Here is a 15,845-nt window from a genome sequence, read left to right on the forward strand (position 1 = left end):
CGTCTGCGCAAGCACCGCTGCTTACGCGAGCACCGCGTTCAGAAATGCCTCCAGATGTTCTTTGTCCGGGAAAAAGGCTCGTGCTGAGGTTCCGTTCCCGCCGCCCTTGCCGCTGAATTGGGGAGCGGTGGTCTTAACCAGATTTCCGCAGTGCTTTTCGCCGGACAGGAGAATCGCGGTGTGGCTCGGTTCGTGAACCAGCGCAATCACGCCCTGACAGACGGGCCCGATTTTTTTGCCGAGATTGAACAGATCGTCTACGGACAGGTCGTCATAACGGGAGATCAGACCGGGGCGCATTTCCGCAGTGAGACGCTGTTGCTCCGCATTCAGAATCCGGGTGCGGAAAGCAGAAAGTCGGTCGTGGAGCTGCTGGTTCTTCGCCGCCTGTGCGTCGTATTTGCGGAGCAGGTCATCGTATCCCGCAGACATACGGTTTCCCAGCTCGTACAGGGTGTTGAACTGGTTCTGATAATGAGCCAGCGCGCGCTGCCCCGCTTCGAAATAGATGCGGGACATTCCTTTGTTGGGCTCGATTTTATATATCTTAATCAGACCCACCGCACCGCTCCGGGCGGGGTGAGTTCCGCAGCAGGCTACGCAGTCCGCGGGATTGTCCCGGGAACCGATGGTAACGATGGAAATATCCTCGTCAAACGCCAGCGCTTTTCGGAGAGGGAATTTCTCCGCTTCTCCGCGGGTATCAAACCGGTCCACAGAGACCGGGAGATCATGCCAGATGACGCGGTTCGCCTCTGTTTCCGCAGCTTCAGCCATTTCCCACGTCATTTTTTCGTATGTGCCGGATGACGAATCGCCATTGAACGATATGTCGATCGTGATGGAATCCTCGCCCATATGGAAGCCTTTGTTGGCGCCGCCGAACAGCCGGTAAACCGCGCCGCTCAGAATATGCTCACTGCAGTGGCGCTGCATGTTGTCGAAACGGTGCGGCCAGTCGAGGGTCGCCTCTACCGTGTCTCCGGGGCGGAGCTTCTCTGTGCGGCCGGAGATGATATGAAGAATTTCTTCTGCATCGTTCTCCTGAGTATCGACAACGGGGAAGACGGTTCCACCCTTCGTTAAAGTGCCGCGGTCGCCGCTCTGCCCGCCGCCCTCAGGGAAAAAGACGGTCTGATCCAGGGTGACAAGGGTATTATTTGAATCGCAATTGACCGATAAAACAGTCGCTGTCACGCTTTTGAGATAAACATTCTGCTGGAATAATTTTCTGGTTTTCATAGTTCCTCCCATTTACTAAATTCTGAAAAAATAATGCGGTAAAAAATGTGGATAACTACCTCTTGACAAAAAAGAATCAATAGGTATAGTCTTGAAATTCCAACGATTTTCAAGGATTGAATTTTCCACATCGGGTTGTGACAAAAATCGTATACAATTTCTCGGATTCATGTGGAAAACTCCCTCGATTCCCTATATTTATAGGCTTTGCGGAGTGTTGACAATCGTTTGCCAAACCGCGAACATAAGTTGACATAATACCGTTTCCGCAGGCTGGATTTTGTATACTTTTCCGAACAGGATTGCGGAGAGACTGCGGTGCCGCGAGACCGCGGGCGCGTGAGGCCGTGAGTTCGCAGAACCGTGTTTTGCGAAGCCTGCGCTCGCCGAACGCAATGACGCCGGTCGCCGCGGGCTCATTCCACCTTGATGGAGTCGATGAATTCCAGAAAGTCAGTGAAATCGCTGTCCAGGTATTGCATGAGCACAGGCTCATTGAATTCGAAGCTCGAAACCGGCGTCAGCTTCTCCCGCAGCGGGCTGAAGTGCAGGTCGAGCTCCAGCTTCCGTATGTTCCTCAGCGTGGCGGAGCTGACCAGAAGCTGTCCGCTGTCATCCATATGATAGACTCCGGTGAGATCGTTATACAGAAGGTACACCGGCTCCTTGACATGGTCATTAGTCGGGTTGTAAATCATGAACGTCCGGCCGTTGTGCTCCGGCAGAATCATCGCGTTCTTCGTGAGCTCGGTGCTGCTCCGGACGAATTCCTCCGGGCTGCCTTCATACCGGTATACCGTGACGAACTCAGAGTGCGCCAGATTCATATACGCCTCCATGTCGGAAATCCGCATATTTGAGATGCATCGGAATCCGCTGATCTTCATGCCGGTGAATGTCAGCGCAGTGACGATGACGCGGAAGCCCTGTGTCGTTTCAATCAGCGATTCACAGCGGCAGCTGCTCCGCCCCTCTGCCATCGTGATCTCGTTGCGGTAGTAGGTAAGTGCGTTGAGCCCGGGGAACAAATCAAGATCCACGCCGTCGGCAGCAAGTCTGGCGGCCGCCGGAAAGTCATGTCCGAAGACGCGCATCAGAAAATAATTGGCCAGCGCGTTCTTCGAGGTCAGCCGGACGCAGCTTTTGTCGAAAAGTGCGGCCTGCTGTTCCTCCGTCAGCGTTCCGTCCATTTCCAGAAGGAACAGATATTTGTCCTCCGGCTCAGGAAGAGCGAGGGCGTATTTTTTGTTGTAGCGGATGAAATACTGCGCAAGGTGCACGGCCTCCTGCTGCCGTATCGCCACCTTGCGGCCGCCGAGACCGCCGATGAGCGAGGCCTCAAGCTCCCTGAGGGAGGTTTTGTCCACACCGTCATGCCATTCAAAACGGTCGAAGCCCTGTCCCTCGGCTTCAAAATAAAAAAACTGGTAGAGGTCGCCGGACCTGGGACTGTCTCCGGTCCAGCGGATGCAGAGACAGATCACGCCCATCAGCCTCGTGTTGGTGATCCACGCGGAGTGGAATGTCTGGTACAGCGGGGTGGCGGTGCGGGCCAGACCGCCCTCCAGAACCCGGAACGTGCTTCTGATATCAGTCAAGTTGAAACTCCTTTTACTTTTGATAAAAGTATACCTTTTTTTGACAAACATAGCAACATTGTATATTGACGTAGGTACTGCCGATAGTATAGAATGACGGTATCCTTATCAAGAGCGGCGGAGGGAATAGGCCCTTTGATGCCCGGCAACCTGGATGCGGCGCAATACGGCGCTGCCGGCAAGGTGCTACGTCCTACAGTATATCTGAAAGATGAGGAACGTGAAGGTAATCACGCCTTTTCTTTCCGGAAAAGGCTTTTTTATTGCGAAGGCGCCGTGGAGAACGCGCGGCGAGGGAACACCGGAGGGTGTGAAACAGGAGGGAAACATGAAAAGATTATTTACATCGGAATCTGTTACAGAAGGACATCCGGATAAGATGTGCGACCAGATTTCAGACGCGATTCTGGACGCGATTCTGGAGAAGGATCCGAACGGACGCGTTGCCTGCGAGACGACGACGACAACGGGATACGCCATGGTCATGGGCGAAATCAGCACAGACTGCTATGTGGACATCCCCAAGATTGTCCGGGGAGTCATCCGCGATATCGGCTATGACCGCGCCAAATACGGATTCGATGCGGAAACCTGCGCCATTCTCAGCGCGATCGACGAGCAGTCCGCGGATATTGCCATGGGCGTGAACGATGCTCTGGAGCACAAGGAAGGAACCATGGACGACGGCATCGAGGCCATCGGCGCCGGCGATCAGGGAATCATGTTCGGATACGCCTGCAACGAGACGCCTGAGCTGATGCCGATGCCGATTTCGCTGGCGCACAAGCTGGCGCTGCAGCTGACAAAGGTAAGAAAGGATGGAACGCTGAAATATCTGCGTCCGGACGGAAAGACGCAGGTTACGGTGGAATATGACGGTGACAGAGTCAAGAGAATCGATACCGTCCTGATTTCCACTCAGCACGACCCTGAGGCGACTCAGGAGCAGATCCGCAGAGACCTCATCGAATACGTTGTGAAGCCCATTATTCCGGCAGAGCTGCTGGACGACGAGACCAAATACTTTGTGAACCCGACGGGACGTTTCGTCATCGGCGGACCTCACGGAGACTCCGGCCTGACCGGACGGAAGATTATCGTGGACACCTACGGCGGCTACGCTCATCACGGCGGCGGCGCGTTCTCCGGCAAGGATCCTACAAAGGTAGACCGTTCCGCAACCTACGCCGCGAGATATGCGGCCAAGAACCTGGTGGCGGCGGGCTTCGCAGATAAACTGGAAATTCAGCTGGCGTACGCCATCGGCGTTGCGAGACCGGTTTCCATCATGGTGGACACCTTCGGAACAGGAAAGCTTGCGGATGAGAAAATCGCTGAAATCGTAGATAAGCATTTCGACCTGCGTCCGGCGGCGATCATCCGCGATCTGGACCTCAGAAGACCGATTTACAGACAGACTGCTGCATACGGCCACTTCGGAAGAACGGATGTGGAGTTCCCCTGGGAGCGCCTGGACAAGGTGGAGGAGCTGAAAGCAGAGCTGCAATTGGAGGCATAATCGGTATATGGGAGTTAAAGTACTGAAATTCGGCGGGTCCTCTGTGGCGGACGGCATCCAGCTTGAGAAGACCCGCAAGATCATCGAGAGCGATCCGGACCGCAGATACATTGTTGTGTCCGCGCCTGGAAAACGCTTCGAGGTGGATAACAAGGTGACAGATCTGCTGTACCTGTGCAAGACGCACATGGATCAGAATCTGCCCTATGATCAGCTGTTTCAGGTCATCGAGGACCGCTTCAACGCGGCGAAGATGAATCTGGGTATTGATGTGGACCTGCAGAAGCATTTCGATGTTATTTTGCAGAATATGAAGAACGGCGCCAGCGCGGACTATATCGCGAGCCGCGGGGAGTACCTCTCCGCGGTGCTGGTGGCGGCTTACATCGGCTATGACTTTGTAGACACGGCGGGCCTGATTCTGTTCGACAGAAAAGGCCGTCTCCTTGCAGAGGAAACGAACCGTGCTCTTTCCGCGGAACTCTCGAAGCATGAGCATGCGGTAATCCCGGGATTTTACGGCTCTGATAGAGAAACGGGCGAGATCGTCACGTTTTCCCGGGGCGGCTCGGACATCACGGGAGCACTGGTGTCCCGGGCAGTGAACGCGGACATGTATGAGAACTGGACGGACGTCTCCGGCTTTCTGATGGCGGATCCGCGGATCGTGAAGGACCCCCGGCCCATCGACCGCATCTCGTACAAAGAACTGCGGGAGCTGTCGTACATGGGCGCGTCGGTGCTGCATGAGGACGCGATTTATCCGTGCCGCGTGGAGAATATTCCGATTAACATCAGGAACACCAACCAGCCTGAGGATCCGGGCACGATCATTACGGCGGAGGAGGAAACCAGCGAGAAAATCGTCACGGGCATCGCCGGAAGCCGCGATTTCACGGTTATCGCCATCTATAAAAACATGCTGGCTGCGGAGAAGGGGTTCGTGCGCAGAATCCTGATGATTCTGGAGGACTTTGATATCAGCATCGAGCATATGCCTACCGGAATTGACACGATTTCCGTGGTTCTGGCAGACAGCGCCATTGACGGCCGGCTGGATGAAATCCTGGAAGAATTCAACGCACAGCTGAAGCCGGATAATATTGAAGTGTTCGAGGACATCTCTCTGATCGCGACAGTGGGATACGGAATGAACCGGCGCGCCGGCGTGGCGGCCAGACTGTTCACCGCACTGGCGGATGCGAAGGTGAATATCCGGATGATCGACCAGGGCTCCAGCGAGATGAACATCATCGTGGGCGTGGAGAACGGAGATTTCGAGAACGCTATCCGTGCGATTTACGCGGCGTTTTCCTGAGCGTTTGCGACACACGCACTGCGGAATGCGGGAACTTCGGAGCACGGGAATGCAAGTGCTGCAAGATACATGCACTGAGAAATGCCGGTGCACCGGCACACAGCAACACAGGAATGACAGAAAATCCCCGGAGCATTATGTGCTCCGGGTTTTAGTATGCTGCGGGAGCATGACGGAAAATGATGAAATTATCAGGTAATTACTTACCGTGTTGACGCCGCGAGGGGAGTTTTTCCTTTACTTTTGAAGGTTCTGAATTATACTGTAATTAAGGAGGTTTTCATTGAGGTTAATGTGAGAGCGGAACCTCCACCGTTCACAGTTGCTGCGGTATTTATTCCCCGTCGGTCTGGCACGCCGGCAGACATTATTTAACGTGAGTGCTCAATGGAACAGTCACCTCCGGGTTCCCGGGTGATATTTTTTTCCGAATGCCGGGGAGAGGCGCCTTATATGAAACTGCCCTGAATGCTCCGCATGGAGAGGACGCGGAGCATTCAGGGCGGCCGGGCACATTGCCGGATAAAATTCACGAAAGGCGATGAATGCCGGTCGGGCGGAAAGGCAGCGAAAGCGTTTGCAGGAGAACAGGGTGCTGAAATGAATATTATATGTTTTCATAATCCGGATGAAGAAAACGGATATCTGAGCAACTGGTATCTGTCTCAGTTTGTAATTGATGAAATCAATTTTTCTTCTATGGAACAGTATATGATGTATAAAAAAGCTGTTTGCTTTCAAGACTGCGATACAGCAGAGCGGATTCTCAAGACGAAAGACGTTTCCCAAATAAAAAAACTGGGCCGAGAGGTATCAGATTATGATGAAAATTACTGGAACGGAGTGCGTCAGATTATTATTTACCGCGGTCTGCTGGAGAAATTCGGGCAGAATGCTGAACTGAAAAGAAGCCTGTTGGGAACAGGAACTTCAATTCTGGCAGAATGTGCTGTGAAAGACAGAATCTGGGGGATTGGTCTGTCGATGACAGATCCCGACAGAATGGACAGAGCCTGCTGGAAGGGACAGAATCTGCTCGGGTACGCGCTGATGATGACGAGAGAAATTCTTGCAATGTCGTATACTTGAGCTGTTGAAGTCATTCGACGAAGGCGAAATGAACAGAAAAACAATGAAAGCTGTACAATTCCACATGGAATTCTATGGCTTTTTGTGTATACTGGAAGTAACAGGAACCGCACCGGGAAATGAGGAGGAACTGAAATGATAAGGAGCTGCAGACGGTCGGACAGGGAACCCTGGTGCCGGCTTAACAAAGAATTCATGTCGTATGAATACGAAGACGAAAATCTATGGGAAAACCCGCTGGAAAAGGGGGACCCGGGCGAAATTTTCGACGCCGTCATGGACAGTGGTCAATCACCCAACCGGCTGTACATCATCGAGGAGGAGAGCGAAGCAGTTGGCTTTGTTAACGCGGTAGTTTTCACGAGCATATGGGCTCACGGCGAAGTGCTGTTCATCGACGACCTGTTCATTACGGAGCGATGCAGAAACAGAGGCTATGGAGGGAAGGCGCTAAGAGAGCTGGAGGATCTGGTGAACAAAGAAGGGTTCAGACGTGTGCAGCTCCTGGCGGAGGATACGAATCCCGGCGCAGTCTCATTTTACGAAAGAGAAGAATACCGGAGACAGAGAATCAATCTGTTCTGCAAGTATCTGTGAGCAGCTCGAACCAGGGACGGAAAAATTCTGTCCGCTCCTTCCGGCAGGCAACGCCCTTTTTCACAGCAGAACGGCGGGAGAAGATCCGATTCTTCTCCCGCCGTTCTGTTGTGTGGTTGAAACTGCGTTATTCCTTTTCGTAGGAATCGCCTTTCTTTATGTATTTTGTCAGGGTATTCGCCTTGCTGTCGTAGATGGCGATGTGATCTCCGTCTTTGGTATTGTATTCCACCAGATAGGAATGCTCCAGTGAGGGGTCGTCCTTGCAGAGAACCTTAATGGAGTCCTCGTAATCGCCGGTAATCTTTGTGAAGAATTCCCGGAACAACTCGCCTCGAATAATTTTATCTTTGTTCGCCAGACGGGTACCCAGGTAGGCGCAGGTGTGTCCGGCGGTATAGCTGCCGTTCAGCGTGCTGTTGGACATGCCGGAAACGTATACGTCCGGATAGAAGAACAGAATCAGCTCCGCGGCGATGGAGGATTCCACATCGCGGATTCCCAGCTTGTCCAGCTGAGCCTGCTTCTCAGGGTACAGCTTTGTGGGCGTAGCGGGATGACCTTTGTAATAATACATGTATCCGCTGCCGTATTCCTTCATCACGTATTTCGAGAATTCCTCAAAGTTGGGCTCTGAATTGACTCTGGAACCCATGAGGACCATTACCTTCTTCTTCGCTTTGGCGGCGTCCGCAAACATGGTGTCGCTGAAGTGGTACAGTGCCTTGAACTCTTTTACTGCAGAGTCGCCCTTTTTCTGAATGTCAGTCAGCATACTGTTGATTCCCACGAGGGTCATCCTGTCGGTCGCCTCCTTCAGGAACGCCGCGTCTGTGCTCTGGAAGGTTCCGTTTGTCCGGGTCACCCACCACTTGTAATTAGGCTGGGAGGCGACGGCGGCGTAGGTGTATTTCGACATGCAGAGATTTTTCCCTCCGATGGAATAATCAAGGGCGTTGGTGTTCAGACCGTGGCCGTACAGGAACGCGTTCTTTGTCGTCCGCCACTCCGCCTTCATGCTCTTCAGAGCGTCATAGGGATCAGAATCCTTTGCGTTGTATACTTTGTTAAAGAAAGAATACGAAGCGGTTCCGTCGCTCAGCAGGGTCAGGTCGAAATGGTCGTCCTTGATTTTGTTGGCGTACATCAGGTCGAAGACTCGCTTGATGCAGTTGTCGGCAAGGTAGACGTGGAACCTGGAATTCTTGTTCATGCTGTGGAGATCCTTCACGTAGGCCTGCATGCGGAGAACCTTGGTGGTAAAGCTGTAGCTCTTCGGCGTTTTGGACAGCGGATTGGAGTAGACATTCTTCGGCAGCTTCGACCAGTTATATGCGTCCGCGCGGGAAAGCGCAACGACGGTCGGAATCGGCCGGCCGGTCGTCTTGCTGGTGAGAACGCCGTCGTTCCAGAGGTTCATGGTGAACAGAAGCGGACCGAAGGTTCCGTTCAGAGCTGCGATATTGTATTCCTCCGCGACGACGCCGACCTTTTTCAGGGTCAGAGTTTTCCGGGGCGATTTGCCGTTTCCGTAATAGCGGACCTTGACGGTGTATTTGCCGAAGGCCGGGAATTTGAAATTCACTTTATTTTTGGAAGCCCGCAGGCCGGACAGACGGACGGTTTTCGTCTTCTTCTGCATCACGCTTTTGCCCGCGTACATATAGGCGGTGACGGAGACCTTCCGGATCTTTTTCTTCTTCAGGGTTTTATATCCGTAGAACGTAACGGTGCCGTCCTTGTAGTTTACCTTCTTCTGGCTGACCTTGACGCGGTAGCCTCCGGACTTCGCGGTGACCGGCTTCACCTTGACCGCTGCGGAGGCCGCGTGGACCTCGGACGTTGTGTTATTTCCTGCCGCAAAGGTAGATGCGAACGGCATAAACGCCGCTGCCATGACGAAAATCAGCAGTATACTCCCTGCCTTCTTCAGGATATTCATGGTATTCCTCCTCAATAAAAAAAACAAAAACAAATGTCGGTGCATAACAGCGTCAGTGCATGCCGGCGCACACTGCTGTTGAACTGTGCGCCGAGGCGCTGCTGACACGCTGCCGTCAGCGCCGGTTAAGTCCGACAGGGACTTAATCAGTCTGCACTGATTATAACACATACATCATCCAAAATATCAGGAAAATGAATTTTTTGTTCATAAGCGGTATCTTTTTACCGAATTTTTTTACGAGGGCAGAGCAGGAATCGCCTACAAAGAAAAACGCCGCCCGAAAGTCACAAAGGACTTCCGGACGACGTAAGAGAACGCGGTTACTGCCGTTTAGCGCCTGTATACCGGCAGAGAGCGTCGAAGCTCTCTTCACTGATGTCATGTTCAATTTTGCAGGCGTCATCCCGGGCGGTTTCCGGATCTACGCCGATGCTGGTCAGAAAGTCTGTCAGCATGCGATGACGCTCGTAAATGGTCGTCGCTATCTTCATGCCCGATTCGGTCAGCGTGATCAGACCGTCCTGATCCATCGTGATATGGCCGCTCTCGCGCAGGTGTCTGGTGGCGTAGGAAACGCTGGGCTTGGTTACGCCAAGTGCGCCGGCGATATCGATGGAGCGGATATACCCGTGCTCCTCCTTCATCATCAGCATAGCTTCCAGATAATCTTCCGCTGATTTATTGATTGCCATAATGTTTCCTCGATTCTTTCTGTTTTAATGCAGACTTTGTAGCTGAATACGCCCGGAACTCCGGGGACAGATGTTAAGCAATACCTTATTGTAGAGTATCATAATTCTCTTTTTTTTCAATAAATTTTCTCCGGGCAGGCTTTGACGTAAATTTCCCTGAGCTGACTTTAACGTTTTTTCGGGATGATTCAGTATGATTCGTGATAAAATGAAGCCTATGCCGAAAAAATTGTAAAATTTATACCCATTGCATTGTTATTATCGTTTATAATATATATAGTGTCTGCTCATTAAGTCCCCGTCGGACTTAATGAGCGCTGACGGCAGTTTGTCAGCAGCGTCGCGGCGCACCATCCAACGGAAGAGTGCGCCGGCAGACACTAATTGATGCTTGTGCTCAGGGATTCGGCCGTTGCCGAATCCCACTGCCGCAGGGTTTTCGGATGAAACGCCTGAAAACCTTGCGGCAGGCTACCGAATATGCTCTTTGTAGTATTGATATTTCAAGCATATTTGATAGCTGAGCACGCATCGGTCCGTGCCGGCTGGTTAATGCCCCGTCAGTATCGGGCCGGAACCGTGGAAATCCGGAAAGAAGGGTGAAAGAAGGGTGGATGATATGAAAAAAAAGAGAATAACAATTGCGGTCATACTTGTGGCGGCGGCATTGCTTCTGGCAATAATCGGATTTCTGTTTTATCAGCTGCGTGAAAGGGATATGCGTCTGACTGATCACATTCCGGGAAGCTATCAGACTGAGCATCCTGAGATAAACGGCCGGTATCTCGTGTTTAAGGATGACGGACATTTTGTCTTCTATCGGCAATTCGCGGTTCTCAGGAAAGGAACCTACAAACGCGAGGGAAAACACGCACACGTCTATATTTTGTTCTCATCGGACGGGAAAATATGGGGCCGGGTCGTATTATACGGTGAGAAGATATATTTAACAAAAAAAGACGGATTCAAGCTTCTCGAAATGGAAAAGATGAGCGACGAAATTATGTATATCAACGTGCAGGAAGAATAGAAGTGATGATTTTTCTCATTAGCGCTTGACAAAAGAGGTTAGAGGCATTAAACTAACAAGTGGTTAGAAAAGGCTAACCGCTGATTTCTGCGAAAGAGTTAGATGCAACTAACTATCGCGGACGCGCAGTGAGGCCGCCCGGTCTGCCCGCATCGCCGCCGGGGATGTCGGGGGGTATCGGAGAGTGCTGCGATAAACGCGTCCGGCACAGAATTTAAAATGTCTGTAGACGAAGGGAGTTGACTATGATGCCGATCACATTAGCGAATAAGGGTGATACTGTGGTGATTCGTAAAATAACCGGAGACGATAAGATACGGCAGCACCTCGCTGAGCTTGGTTTTGTAGTAGAAAGCAGAGTGACCGTGGTGAACGAGATCAAAGGAAATCTCATCGTTCAGGTAAAAGACGGCCGCATCGCTCTCGACAGGAGTATGGCCAACAGAATTATGATATAGAGGAGGCATGAGCATGAAGACACTGAAAGATGTGAAGGTGGGCGAGACGGTCAGGATTACCCGGATCAACGGTGTGGGGCCGACCAGACGGAGAATCATGGATATGGGACTGACGAAGGGCACAGAGGTTTTTGTCAGGAAGGTGGCGCCCCTCGGCGATCCCGTGGAGCTGACGGTCAGAGGGTATGAGCTGTCTGTCCGGAAGGCGGAGGCAGAGATTATCGAAGTAGAGAGGGTGTAGCCCTCTGCTCTTGTTCCGCACATGAGTTAGGCATATCTAACTGATGCACTGACGCGCGCAGCGACTGAATATGATTGGAATTCCAGAGCACAGGCTCTGACAACAAAGGAAGGAGAAGTTATTGATGGGTATCAAGATTGCTCTTGCGGGCAACCCGAACTGCGGTAAAACGACGCTGTTCAATGACCTGACCGGAAGCAGCCAGTACGTGGGCAACTGGCCGGGCGTAACAGTGGAGAAGAAGGACGGAAAGCTGAAGGGACATGAGGATGTGATCATCCAGGATCTGCCGGGAATTTACTCCCTGTCCCCCTACACACTGGAGGAGGTCGTCACCAGAAGGTATCTGGTCAGCGAGCGTCCGGACGTCATCATCAACATTATTGACGGAACCAATATCGAACGGAATCTGTACCTTACAACACAGCTGCTGGAGCTGAACATCCCGGTGGTCATCGCGCTGAACATGATGGATCTGGTTCGGAAAAGCGGTGATTTTATCGACACGGACAAGCTGCGCGAGCGTCTCGGATGCGAGATTGTCCCGATCAGCGCGGTCAAAGGCGAGGGCGGGCTGGCGCTCGTGGAGGAGGCGATCCGTACCGCGCAGAGCAAGGTGCCCGCGGAGCCGCCTCATGTGTTTACGGGCAGCGTGGAGCACGCCATCGCCCATATCGAAGAGTCGATTTCAGGCTTTGTGAACAAAGAAAACCTGAGATGGTACGCGATTAAGCTTTTTGAGCGTGACGAGAAGGTCATCGCAGAGCTTGGGCTGGACCGGTCGCTGATGGCGCATCTGGAGCAGCATATCGTGGACTGCGAAGAGGAGATGGATGACGATGCGGAAAGCATCATCATTAACCAGAGATATGCGTACATCAACACTGTCGTGGCGGATTCCATCCGCAAGAAGAGAGCGCGTCACGAGCTCTCCGTTTCCGACAAAATCGATCAGGTGGTGACTAACCGCATTCTGGCGCTTCCGATTTTTGCCGTCATCATGTTTTTAGTCTATTATATCTCAGTGACCACCATCGGTACGGTTGTTACGGATTTTACAAATGATACACTGTTCGGCGCATGGATTCAGCCGGGCGTGCAGAGCGCTCTGGAGGGAGCCGGCGCCTCCGGCTGGGTGGTTTCTCTGGTTGTGGACGGAATCATCGGAGGTCTCGCCGCGCCGATCGGATTTGCGCCGCAGATGGCGATCGTGTTCCTGTTCCTCTCGATTCTGGAGGACTGCGGGTATATGGCGCGTGTCGCGTTCATCATGGACCGGATTTTCCGCAGATTCGGACTTTCCGGAAAGAGTTTCATTCCGTTCCTGATTTCTTCGGGCTGCGGAGTCCTGGGAATTATGGCGACCAGAACCATTGAAAATGAGAAGGACCGGAGAATGACCATGATGACCACCACGTTCATTCCCTGCGGAGCCAAGCTTCCGGTCATCGCGACCATCAGCGGATATCTGATGGGAGGCGCCTGGTGGGTTGCTCCGACCATGTATTTCGCGGGAATCATTGTCGTCATCGTTTCCTGTATCATCATGAAGAAAATGAGAATGTATGCAGGAGAACCGGCGCCGTTCGTCATGGAGCTGCCGCAGTATCACATTCCTTCAGCAAAGGGCGTTCTGCTGCATGTCTGGGAGAGAGTCTGGGCCTTCCTGAAGAAGGCCGGAACGATTCTGTTCCTCTGCTGCGTGGTCATGTGGTTCCTGGCGAGCTTCGGCGTCAAGGACGGAACCTTCGGCCTGGTGGATTCGGAGGACAGCCTGCTGGCCGTCATCGGCGGAGCAATCGCATTTATCTTTGTTCCCCTCGGGTTCGGAACCTGGCAGGCCGTCGCCTCCTCCCTCAGCGGTTTTGTCGCGAAGGAGGGCATCGTTTCCACCATGGGAGTCCTGTCGGGTCTGGGCGAGATCGAAAGCTACGATTCCACGATGAGAACCGCCTTCGACGGGTTCTTCCCGACAAGCATCGCGGCAGTCTCGTTCCTGTTCTTCAACCTGTTTGATTCTCCCTGCCTCGCGGCGATCTCAACGCTTGCGAAGGAGATGGGAAGCAGAAGGTTCTTCTGGTTCGCTATTGCCTTCCAAAATGTGGCGTCTTACATGATCGCGCTGATGGTGTATCAGCTGGGGGGGCTGGCAATCGGGCAGGTTGCGTTCGGCCCTGCGACAGTGGTCGCCCTGGTCGTCGCAGTGTTCATTCTCTACCTGCTGTTCCGTCCGGATCCGAACAAAAGAGGACGTCTGCGGGTTCACGAGGGGGCGCCTGCTTAATAAACGCTGAGGCCGGAGACTGCAGGACTGATGTCCGGCCGAAAGATTATGCATCAAGAGGGGGGTGATGAGTATGACGGATATAATCATCTGTCTGATTGTCGCGGCGCTGATGGCGATGGCCGTCTTCCATATCGTCCGTGTCAAGCGGTCGGCGAAAGCCTGCGGCGACCGGTGTGCCGGCTGTTCCATGAGCGGCTCGTGCCACGCGGTGAAAATGCAGAAGGAACTGAAACGAATGGAGAAAATGAAAAAGGCGGGCACGAAATGAAGCTCACGAGTTCACATCTTAAATATCTGCTGGCGATTTATGAGATCGCGAAGGAGACGCCTGAGGTATCATCTTCCGGCATCGCCAGAAAACTGTCGGTATCGAAGCCTTCTGTGTCGACAATGCTGGTATCTCTTCAGGAGCGGGGCTTTCTGGTGAAGGAGCGGTACGGAAAGGTTCATCTGACCGACAGCGGATATCAGATCGCACGGAGGATCTCGGAAAATGTGGACACGCTGGTGGACAACCTGCCGAAAACAGGACTGGCGCTGACTTCCGGAGAGATTCACGCGATTGCCTGTATCGTCGCAACGGAAATGCCGGACAAAAACTTTACGTCTGTATAATTGTACCGGCGCTCCCGGATTCGGCTCCCGCCGAATCCGGCGACCGCAGGGTATTCGCGGGAACGCCAGGGCAACCCTGCGACCGGACGCCCCCTGCATTTTCTGCCGCTGAAACGGCGTACGACAACAGTACAGGAGATACGGGAGCGTTCAGAATGCCGGAGATTCAACTTCGGAAAACATATTTTTTTTAACTCCGGTTAGAGATGTTTAACCAAATGGATTGGACTGACTGACCGAGACTGAGGAAATGGAGGATCTAAATGAGCGTAGTAATCATCGGAGGCAATGAGTGCATGATTTGTCAGTACAAGGATCTGTGCAAGGAGTACAACTGCAAAGCGAAGGTGTTTGTAAACTATAATGAGGCGATGAAAAGAAAGATCGGAAGCCCGGACCTGATGGTCCTGTTTACCAGTACGGTTTCGCATAAGATGGTGAAATGCGCTCTGGCGAGAACGAAAGGAAAGGATACGGTGATCGTGCGCTCCCATTCCAGTTCCATGGCGTCTCTCAGGGACATTATGGAAAAGCACGCGTAGGGCTCCGGGCCCGCTCGCGGGATGATGAGGAGCGGGCGGCCGGGCATCAGGGAAGACGCCGGACCGGCATACAGACAGGAAGGAAATGACTATGACCAGAACATCAGAAGAGCTTTTGATTCGCCACTGTTCACCGACATTGGCAGGACTGAAGACCGGAAACATTTTCACATGCGCCGTGGAGGACCGGGAAACATTGTACCGTGACCTGCGGGAACTGAACCGGATGCTTTCACCGAAAGGGCTGCGCATTCTGCCGCTGCGTCATTCGGCGGAGAAAGCCATGCTGTATCTGTTTCGTCCGGTCCGCCTCGCATCAGACCTGGAGGATCCGCGGGCCAGGCGCATTCTGGACAGCTGCGGCTACTGCACTGACACGGTGAACGGATGCCTGATCCAGATGATGCAGAGAATGCGCCGCCTGGAGGGAAACCGGAGCTTTCCCCATGAGATCGGACTGTTTCTGGGTTATCCTCCGGAGGATGTGCGGGGATTTATTGAAAACGGTGCAGAGGGCTGCAAATTTGCAGGGTGCTGGAAGGTTTACGACGATGAGGAGCGGGCCCGGAAGATTTTCGATCGTTTTCGGAAATGTACTCGTGTCTATACGCGGCAGCTGACCTGCGGGAAGCCGCTGGACCGGCTCGCGGTTTCAGTGTGAACAGATATTCT

16 protein-coding genes and 1 riboswitch are annotated in these 15,845 nt (G+C 52.9%); of the genes, 12 read left to right on the top strand and 4 right to left on the bottom strand.

Going from position 1 to position 15,845, the window contains the following annotated elements; translation table 11 throughout:
- Positions 1-21 precede the first annotated feature (21 nt).
- Both BHK98_RS10375 and BHK98_RS10380 read right to left on the bottom strand, forming a co-directional pair.
- Positions 22-1,242: an alanyl-tRNA editing protein gene (locus tag BHK98_RS10375; protein ID WP_075714035.1), complete on the bottom strand. Its 1,221-nt coding sequence runs from the start codon at positions 1,240-1,242 to the stop codon at positions 22-24.
- 416 nt (positions 1,243-1,658) lie between these two features.
- The gene (locus tag BHK98_RS10380; RefSeq protein ID WP_075714037.1) at positions 1,659-2,840 is read right to left on the bottom strand and encodes a hypothetical protein; all 1,182 of its coding nucleotides are present in this window, start codon (positions 2,838-2,840) and stop codon (positions 1,659-1,661) included.
- Positions 2,841-2,942: 102 nt separating this feature from the next.
- A riboswitch (SAM riboswitch) is annotated at positions 2,943-3,058 on the top strand.
- Positions 3,059-3,168: 110 nt separating this feature from the next.
- On the opposite strand from BHK98_RS10380, the gene metK reads away from it, so the two are divergent.
- The 4 genes from metK to BHK98_RS10400 all read left to right on the top strand — a co-directional run bounded on the left by metK (position 3,169) and on the right by BHK98_RS10400 (position 7,363).
- Complete coding sequence (gene metK, locus BHK98_RS10385) at positions 3,169-4,359, top strand: methionine adenosyltransferase (RefSeq protein ID WP_075715140.1); 1,191 nt, start codon at positions 3,169-3,171, stop codon at positions 4,357-4,359.
- Positions 4,360-4,366: 7 nt separating this feature from the next.
- Positions 4,367-5,677 carry an aspartate kinase gene (locus BHK98_RS10390; RefSeq protein WP_075714039.1) on the top strand — a complete coding sequence of 437 codons (1,311 nt, stop codon included), beginning with the start codon at positions 4,367-4,369 and terminating at the stop codon, positions 5,675-5,677.
- Positions 5,678-6,277: 600 nt separating this feature from the next.
- Entirely contained in the window at positions 6,278-6,766 is a 489-nt protein-coding gene (locus BHK98_RS10395; protein WP_075715142.1) for an NADAR family protein, read from the top strand.
- A 135-nt stretch (positions 6,767-6,901) separates the two neighbouring features.
- Positions 6,902-7,363, top strand: coding sequence for a GNAT family N-acetyltransferase (locus BHK98_RS10400; protein WP_075714041.1), 462 nt, complete (start codon positions 6,902-6,904; stop codon positions 7,361-7,363).
- A 127-nt stretch (positions 7,364-7,490) separates the two neighbouring features.
- Here BHK98_RS10400 and BHK98_RS10405 read toward each other — a convergent pair whose 3' ends face one another.
- Both BHK98_RS10405 and BHK98_RS10410 read right to left on the bottom strand, forming a co-directional pair.
- Positions 7,491-9,305, bottom strand: a complete 1,815-nt coding sequence (locus BHK98_RS10405) for a hypothetical protein (protein WP_075714043.1) — start codon at positions 9,303-9,305, stop codon at positions 7,491-7,493.
- A gap of 323 nt (positions 9,306-9,628) precedes the next feature.
- A complete protein-coding gene (locus tag BHK98_RS10410) occupies positions 9,629-10,000 on the bottom strand; it encodes a metal-dependent transcriptional regulator (protein WP_075714045.1) in 372 nt (123 codons plus the stop codon).
- 619 nt (positions 10,001-10,619) lie between these two features.
- Here BHK98_RS10410 and BHK98_RS10415 point away from each other — a divergent pair.
- The 8 genes from BHK98_RS10415 (at position 10,620) to BHK98_RS10455 (ending at position 15,834) form a co-directional block, all read left to right on the top strand.
- A complete protein-coding gene (locus BHK98_RS10415) occupies positions 10,620-11,030 on the top strand; it encodes a hypothetical protein (RefSeq protein ID WP_075714047.1) in 411 nt (136 codons plus the stop codon).
- A 248-nt stretch (positions 11,031-11,278) separates the two neighbouring features.
- The gene (locus BHK98_RS10420; protein WP_465250948.1) at positions 11,279-11,488 is read left to right on the top strand and encodes a FeoA family protein; all 210 of its coding nucleotides are present in this window, start codon (positions 11,279-11,281) and stop codon (positions 11,486-11,488) included.
- Between the two features lie 13 nt (positions 11,489-11,501).
- Positions 11,502-11,729 (top strand): FeoA family protein, encoded by a 228-nt coding sequence (locus BHK98_RS10425; protein WP_075714051.1) that lies wholly within the window; start codon positions 11,502-11,504, stop codon positions 11,727-11,729.
- 124 nt (positions 11,730-11,853) lie between these two features.
- Positions 11,854-14,013: a ferrous iron transport protein B gene (feoB, locus tag BHK98_RS10430; RefSeq protein WP_075714053.1), complete on the top strand. Its 2,160-nt coding sequence runs from the start codon at positions 11,854-11,856 to the stop codon at positions 14,011-14,013.
- A gap of 73 nt (positions 14,014-14,086) precedes the next feature.
- Complete coding sequence (locus tag BHK98_RS10435) at positions 14,087-14,284, top strand: FeoB-associated Cys-rich membrane protein (RefSeq protein WP_158024496.1); 198 nt, start codon at positions 14,087-14,089, stop codon at positions 14,282-14,284.
- Positions 14,281-14,631, top strand: coding sequence for a metal-dependent transcriptional regulator (locus BHK98_RS10440; protein ID WP_075714057.1), 351 nt, complete (start codon positions 14,281-14,283; stop codon positions 14,629-14,631). The genes BHK98_RS10435 and BHK98_RS10440 overlap by 4 nt, the downstream gene beginning before the upstream one ends.
- Before the next feature lie 263 nt (positions 14,632-14,894).
- Positions 14,895-15,173 carry a DUF2325 domain-containing protein gene (locus BHK98_RS10450; RefSeq protein WP_075714062.1) on the top strand — a complete coding sequence of 93 codons (279 nt, stop codon included), beginning with the start codon at positions 14,895-14,897 and terminating at the stop codon, positions 15,171-15,173.
- 91 nt (positions 15,174-15,264) lie between these two features.
- Entirely contained in the window at positions 15,265-15,834 is a 570-nt protein-coding gene (locus tag BHK98_RS10455) for a DUF3793 family protein (protein ID WP_083628239.1), read from the top strand.
- Positions 15,835-15,845 lie beyond the last annotated feature (11 nt).

Origin of the sequence: Hornefia porci (assembly GCF_001940235.1) — a bacterium.
GTDB lineage: Bacteria > Bacillota > Clostridia > Peptostreptococcales > Anaerovoracaceae > Aminicella > Aminicella porci.

Coding starts and splice junctions, on each gene's coding strand:
- BHK98_RS10375 (WP_075714035.1), bottom strand. CDS start 1,242: ATGAAAACCAGAAAATTATTCCAGCAGAATGTTTATCTCAAAAGCGTG.
- metK (WP_075715140.1), top strand. CDS start 3,169: ATGAAAAGATTATTTACATCGGAATCTGTTACAGAAGGACATCCGGAT.
- BHK98_RS10390 (WP_075714039.1), top strand. CDS start 4,367: ATGGGAGTTAAAGTACTGAAATTCGGCGGGTCCTCTGTGGCGGACGGC.
- BHK98_RS10395 (WP_075715142.1), top strand. CDS start 6,278: ATGAATATTATATGTTTTCATAATCCGGATGAAGAAAACGGATATCTG.
- BHK98_RS10400 (WP_075714041.1), top strand. CDS start 6,902: ATGATAAGGAGCTGCAGACGGTCGGACAGGGAACCCTGGTGCCGGCTT.
- BHK98_RS10405 (WP_075714043.1), bottom strand. CDS start 9,305: ATGAATATCCTGAAGAAGGCAGGGAGTATACTGCTGATTTTCGTCATG.
- BHK98_RS10410 (WP_075714045.1), bottom strand. CDS start 10,000: ATGGCAATCAATAAATCAGCGGAAGATTATCTGGAAGCTATGCTGATG.
- BHK98_RS10415 (WP_075714047.1), top strand. CDS start 10,620: ATGAAAAAAAAGAGAATAACAATTGCGGTCATACTTGTGGCGGCGGCA.
- BHK98_RS10420 (WP_465250948.1), top strand. CDS start 11,279: ATGCCGATCACATTAGCGAATAAGGGTGATACTGTGGTGATTCGTAAA.
- BHK98_RS10425 (WP_075714051.1), top strand. CDS start 11,502: ATGAAGACACTGAAAGATGTGAAGGTGGGCGAGACGGTCAGGATTACC.
- feoB (WP_075714053.1), top strand. CDS start 11,854: ATGGGTATCAAGATTGCTCTTGCGGGCAACCCGAACTGCGGTAAAACG.
- BHK98_RS10435 (WP_158024496.1), top strand. CDS start 14,087: ATGACGGATATAATCATCTGTCTGATTGTCGCGGCGCTGATGGCGATG.
- BHK98_RS10440 (WP_075714057.1), top strand. CDS start 14,281: ATGAAGCTCACGAGTTCACATCTTAAATATCTGCTGGCGATTTATGAG.
- BHK98_RS10450 (WP_075714062.1), top strand. CDS start 14,895: ATGAGCGTAGTAATCATCGGAGGCAATGAGTGCATGATTTGTCAGTAC.
- BHK98_RS10455 (WP_083628239.1), top strand. CDS start 15,265: ATGACCAGAACATCAGAAGAGCTTTTGATTCGCCACTGTTCACCGACA.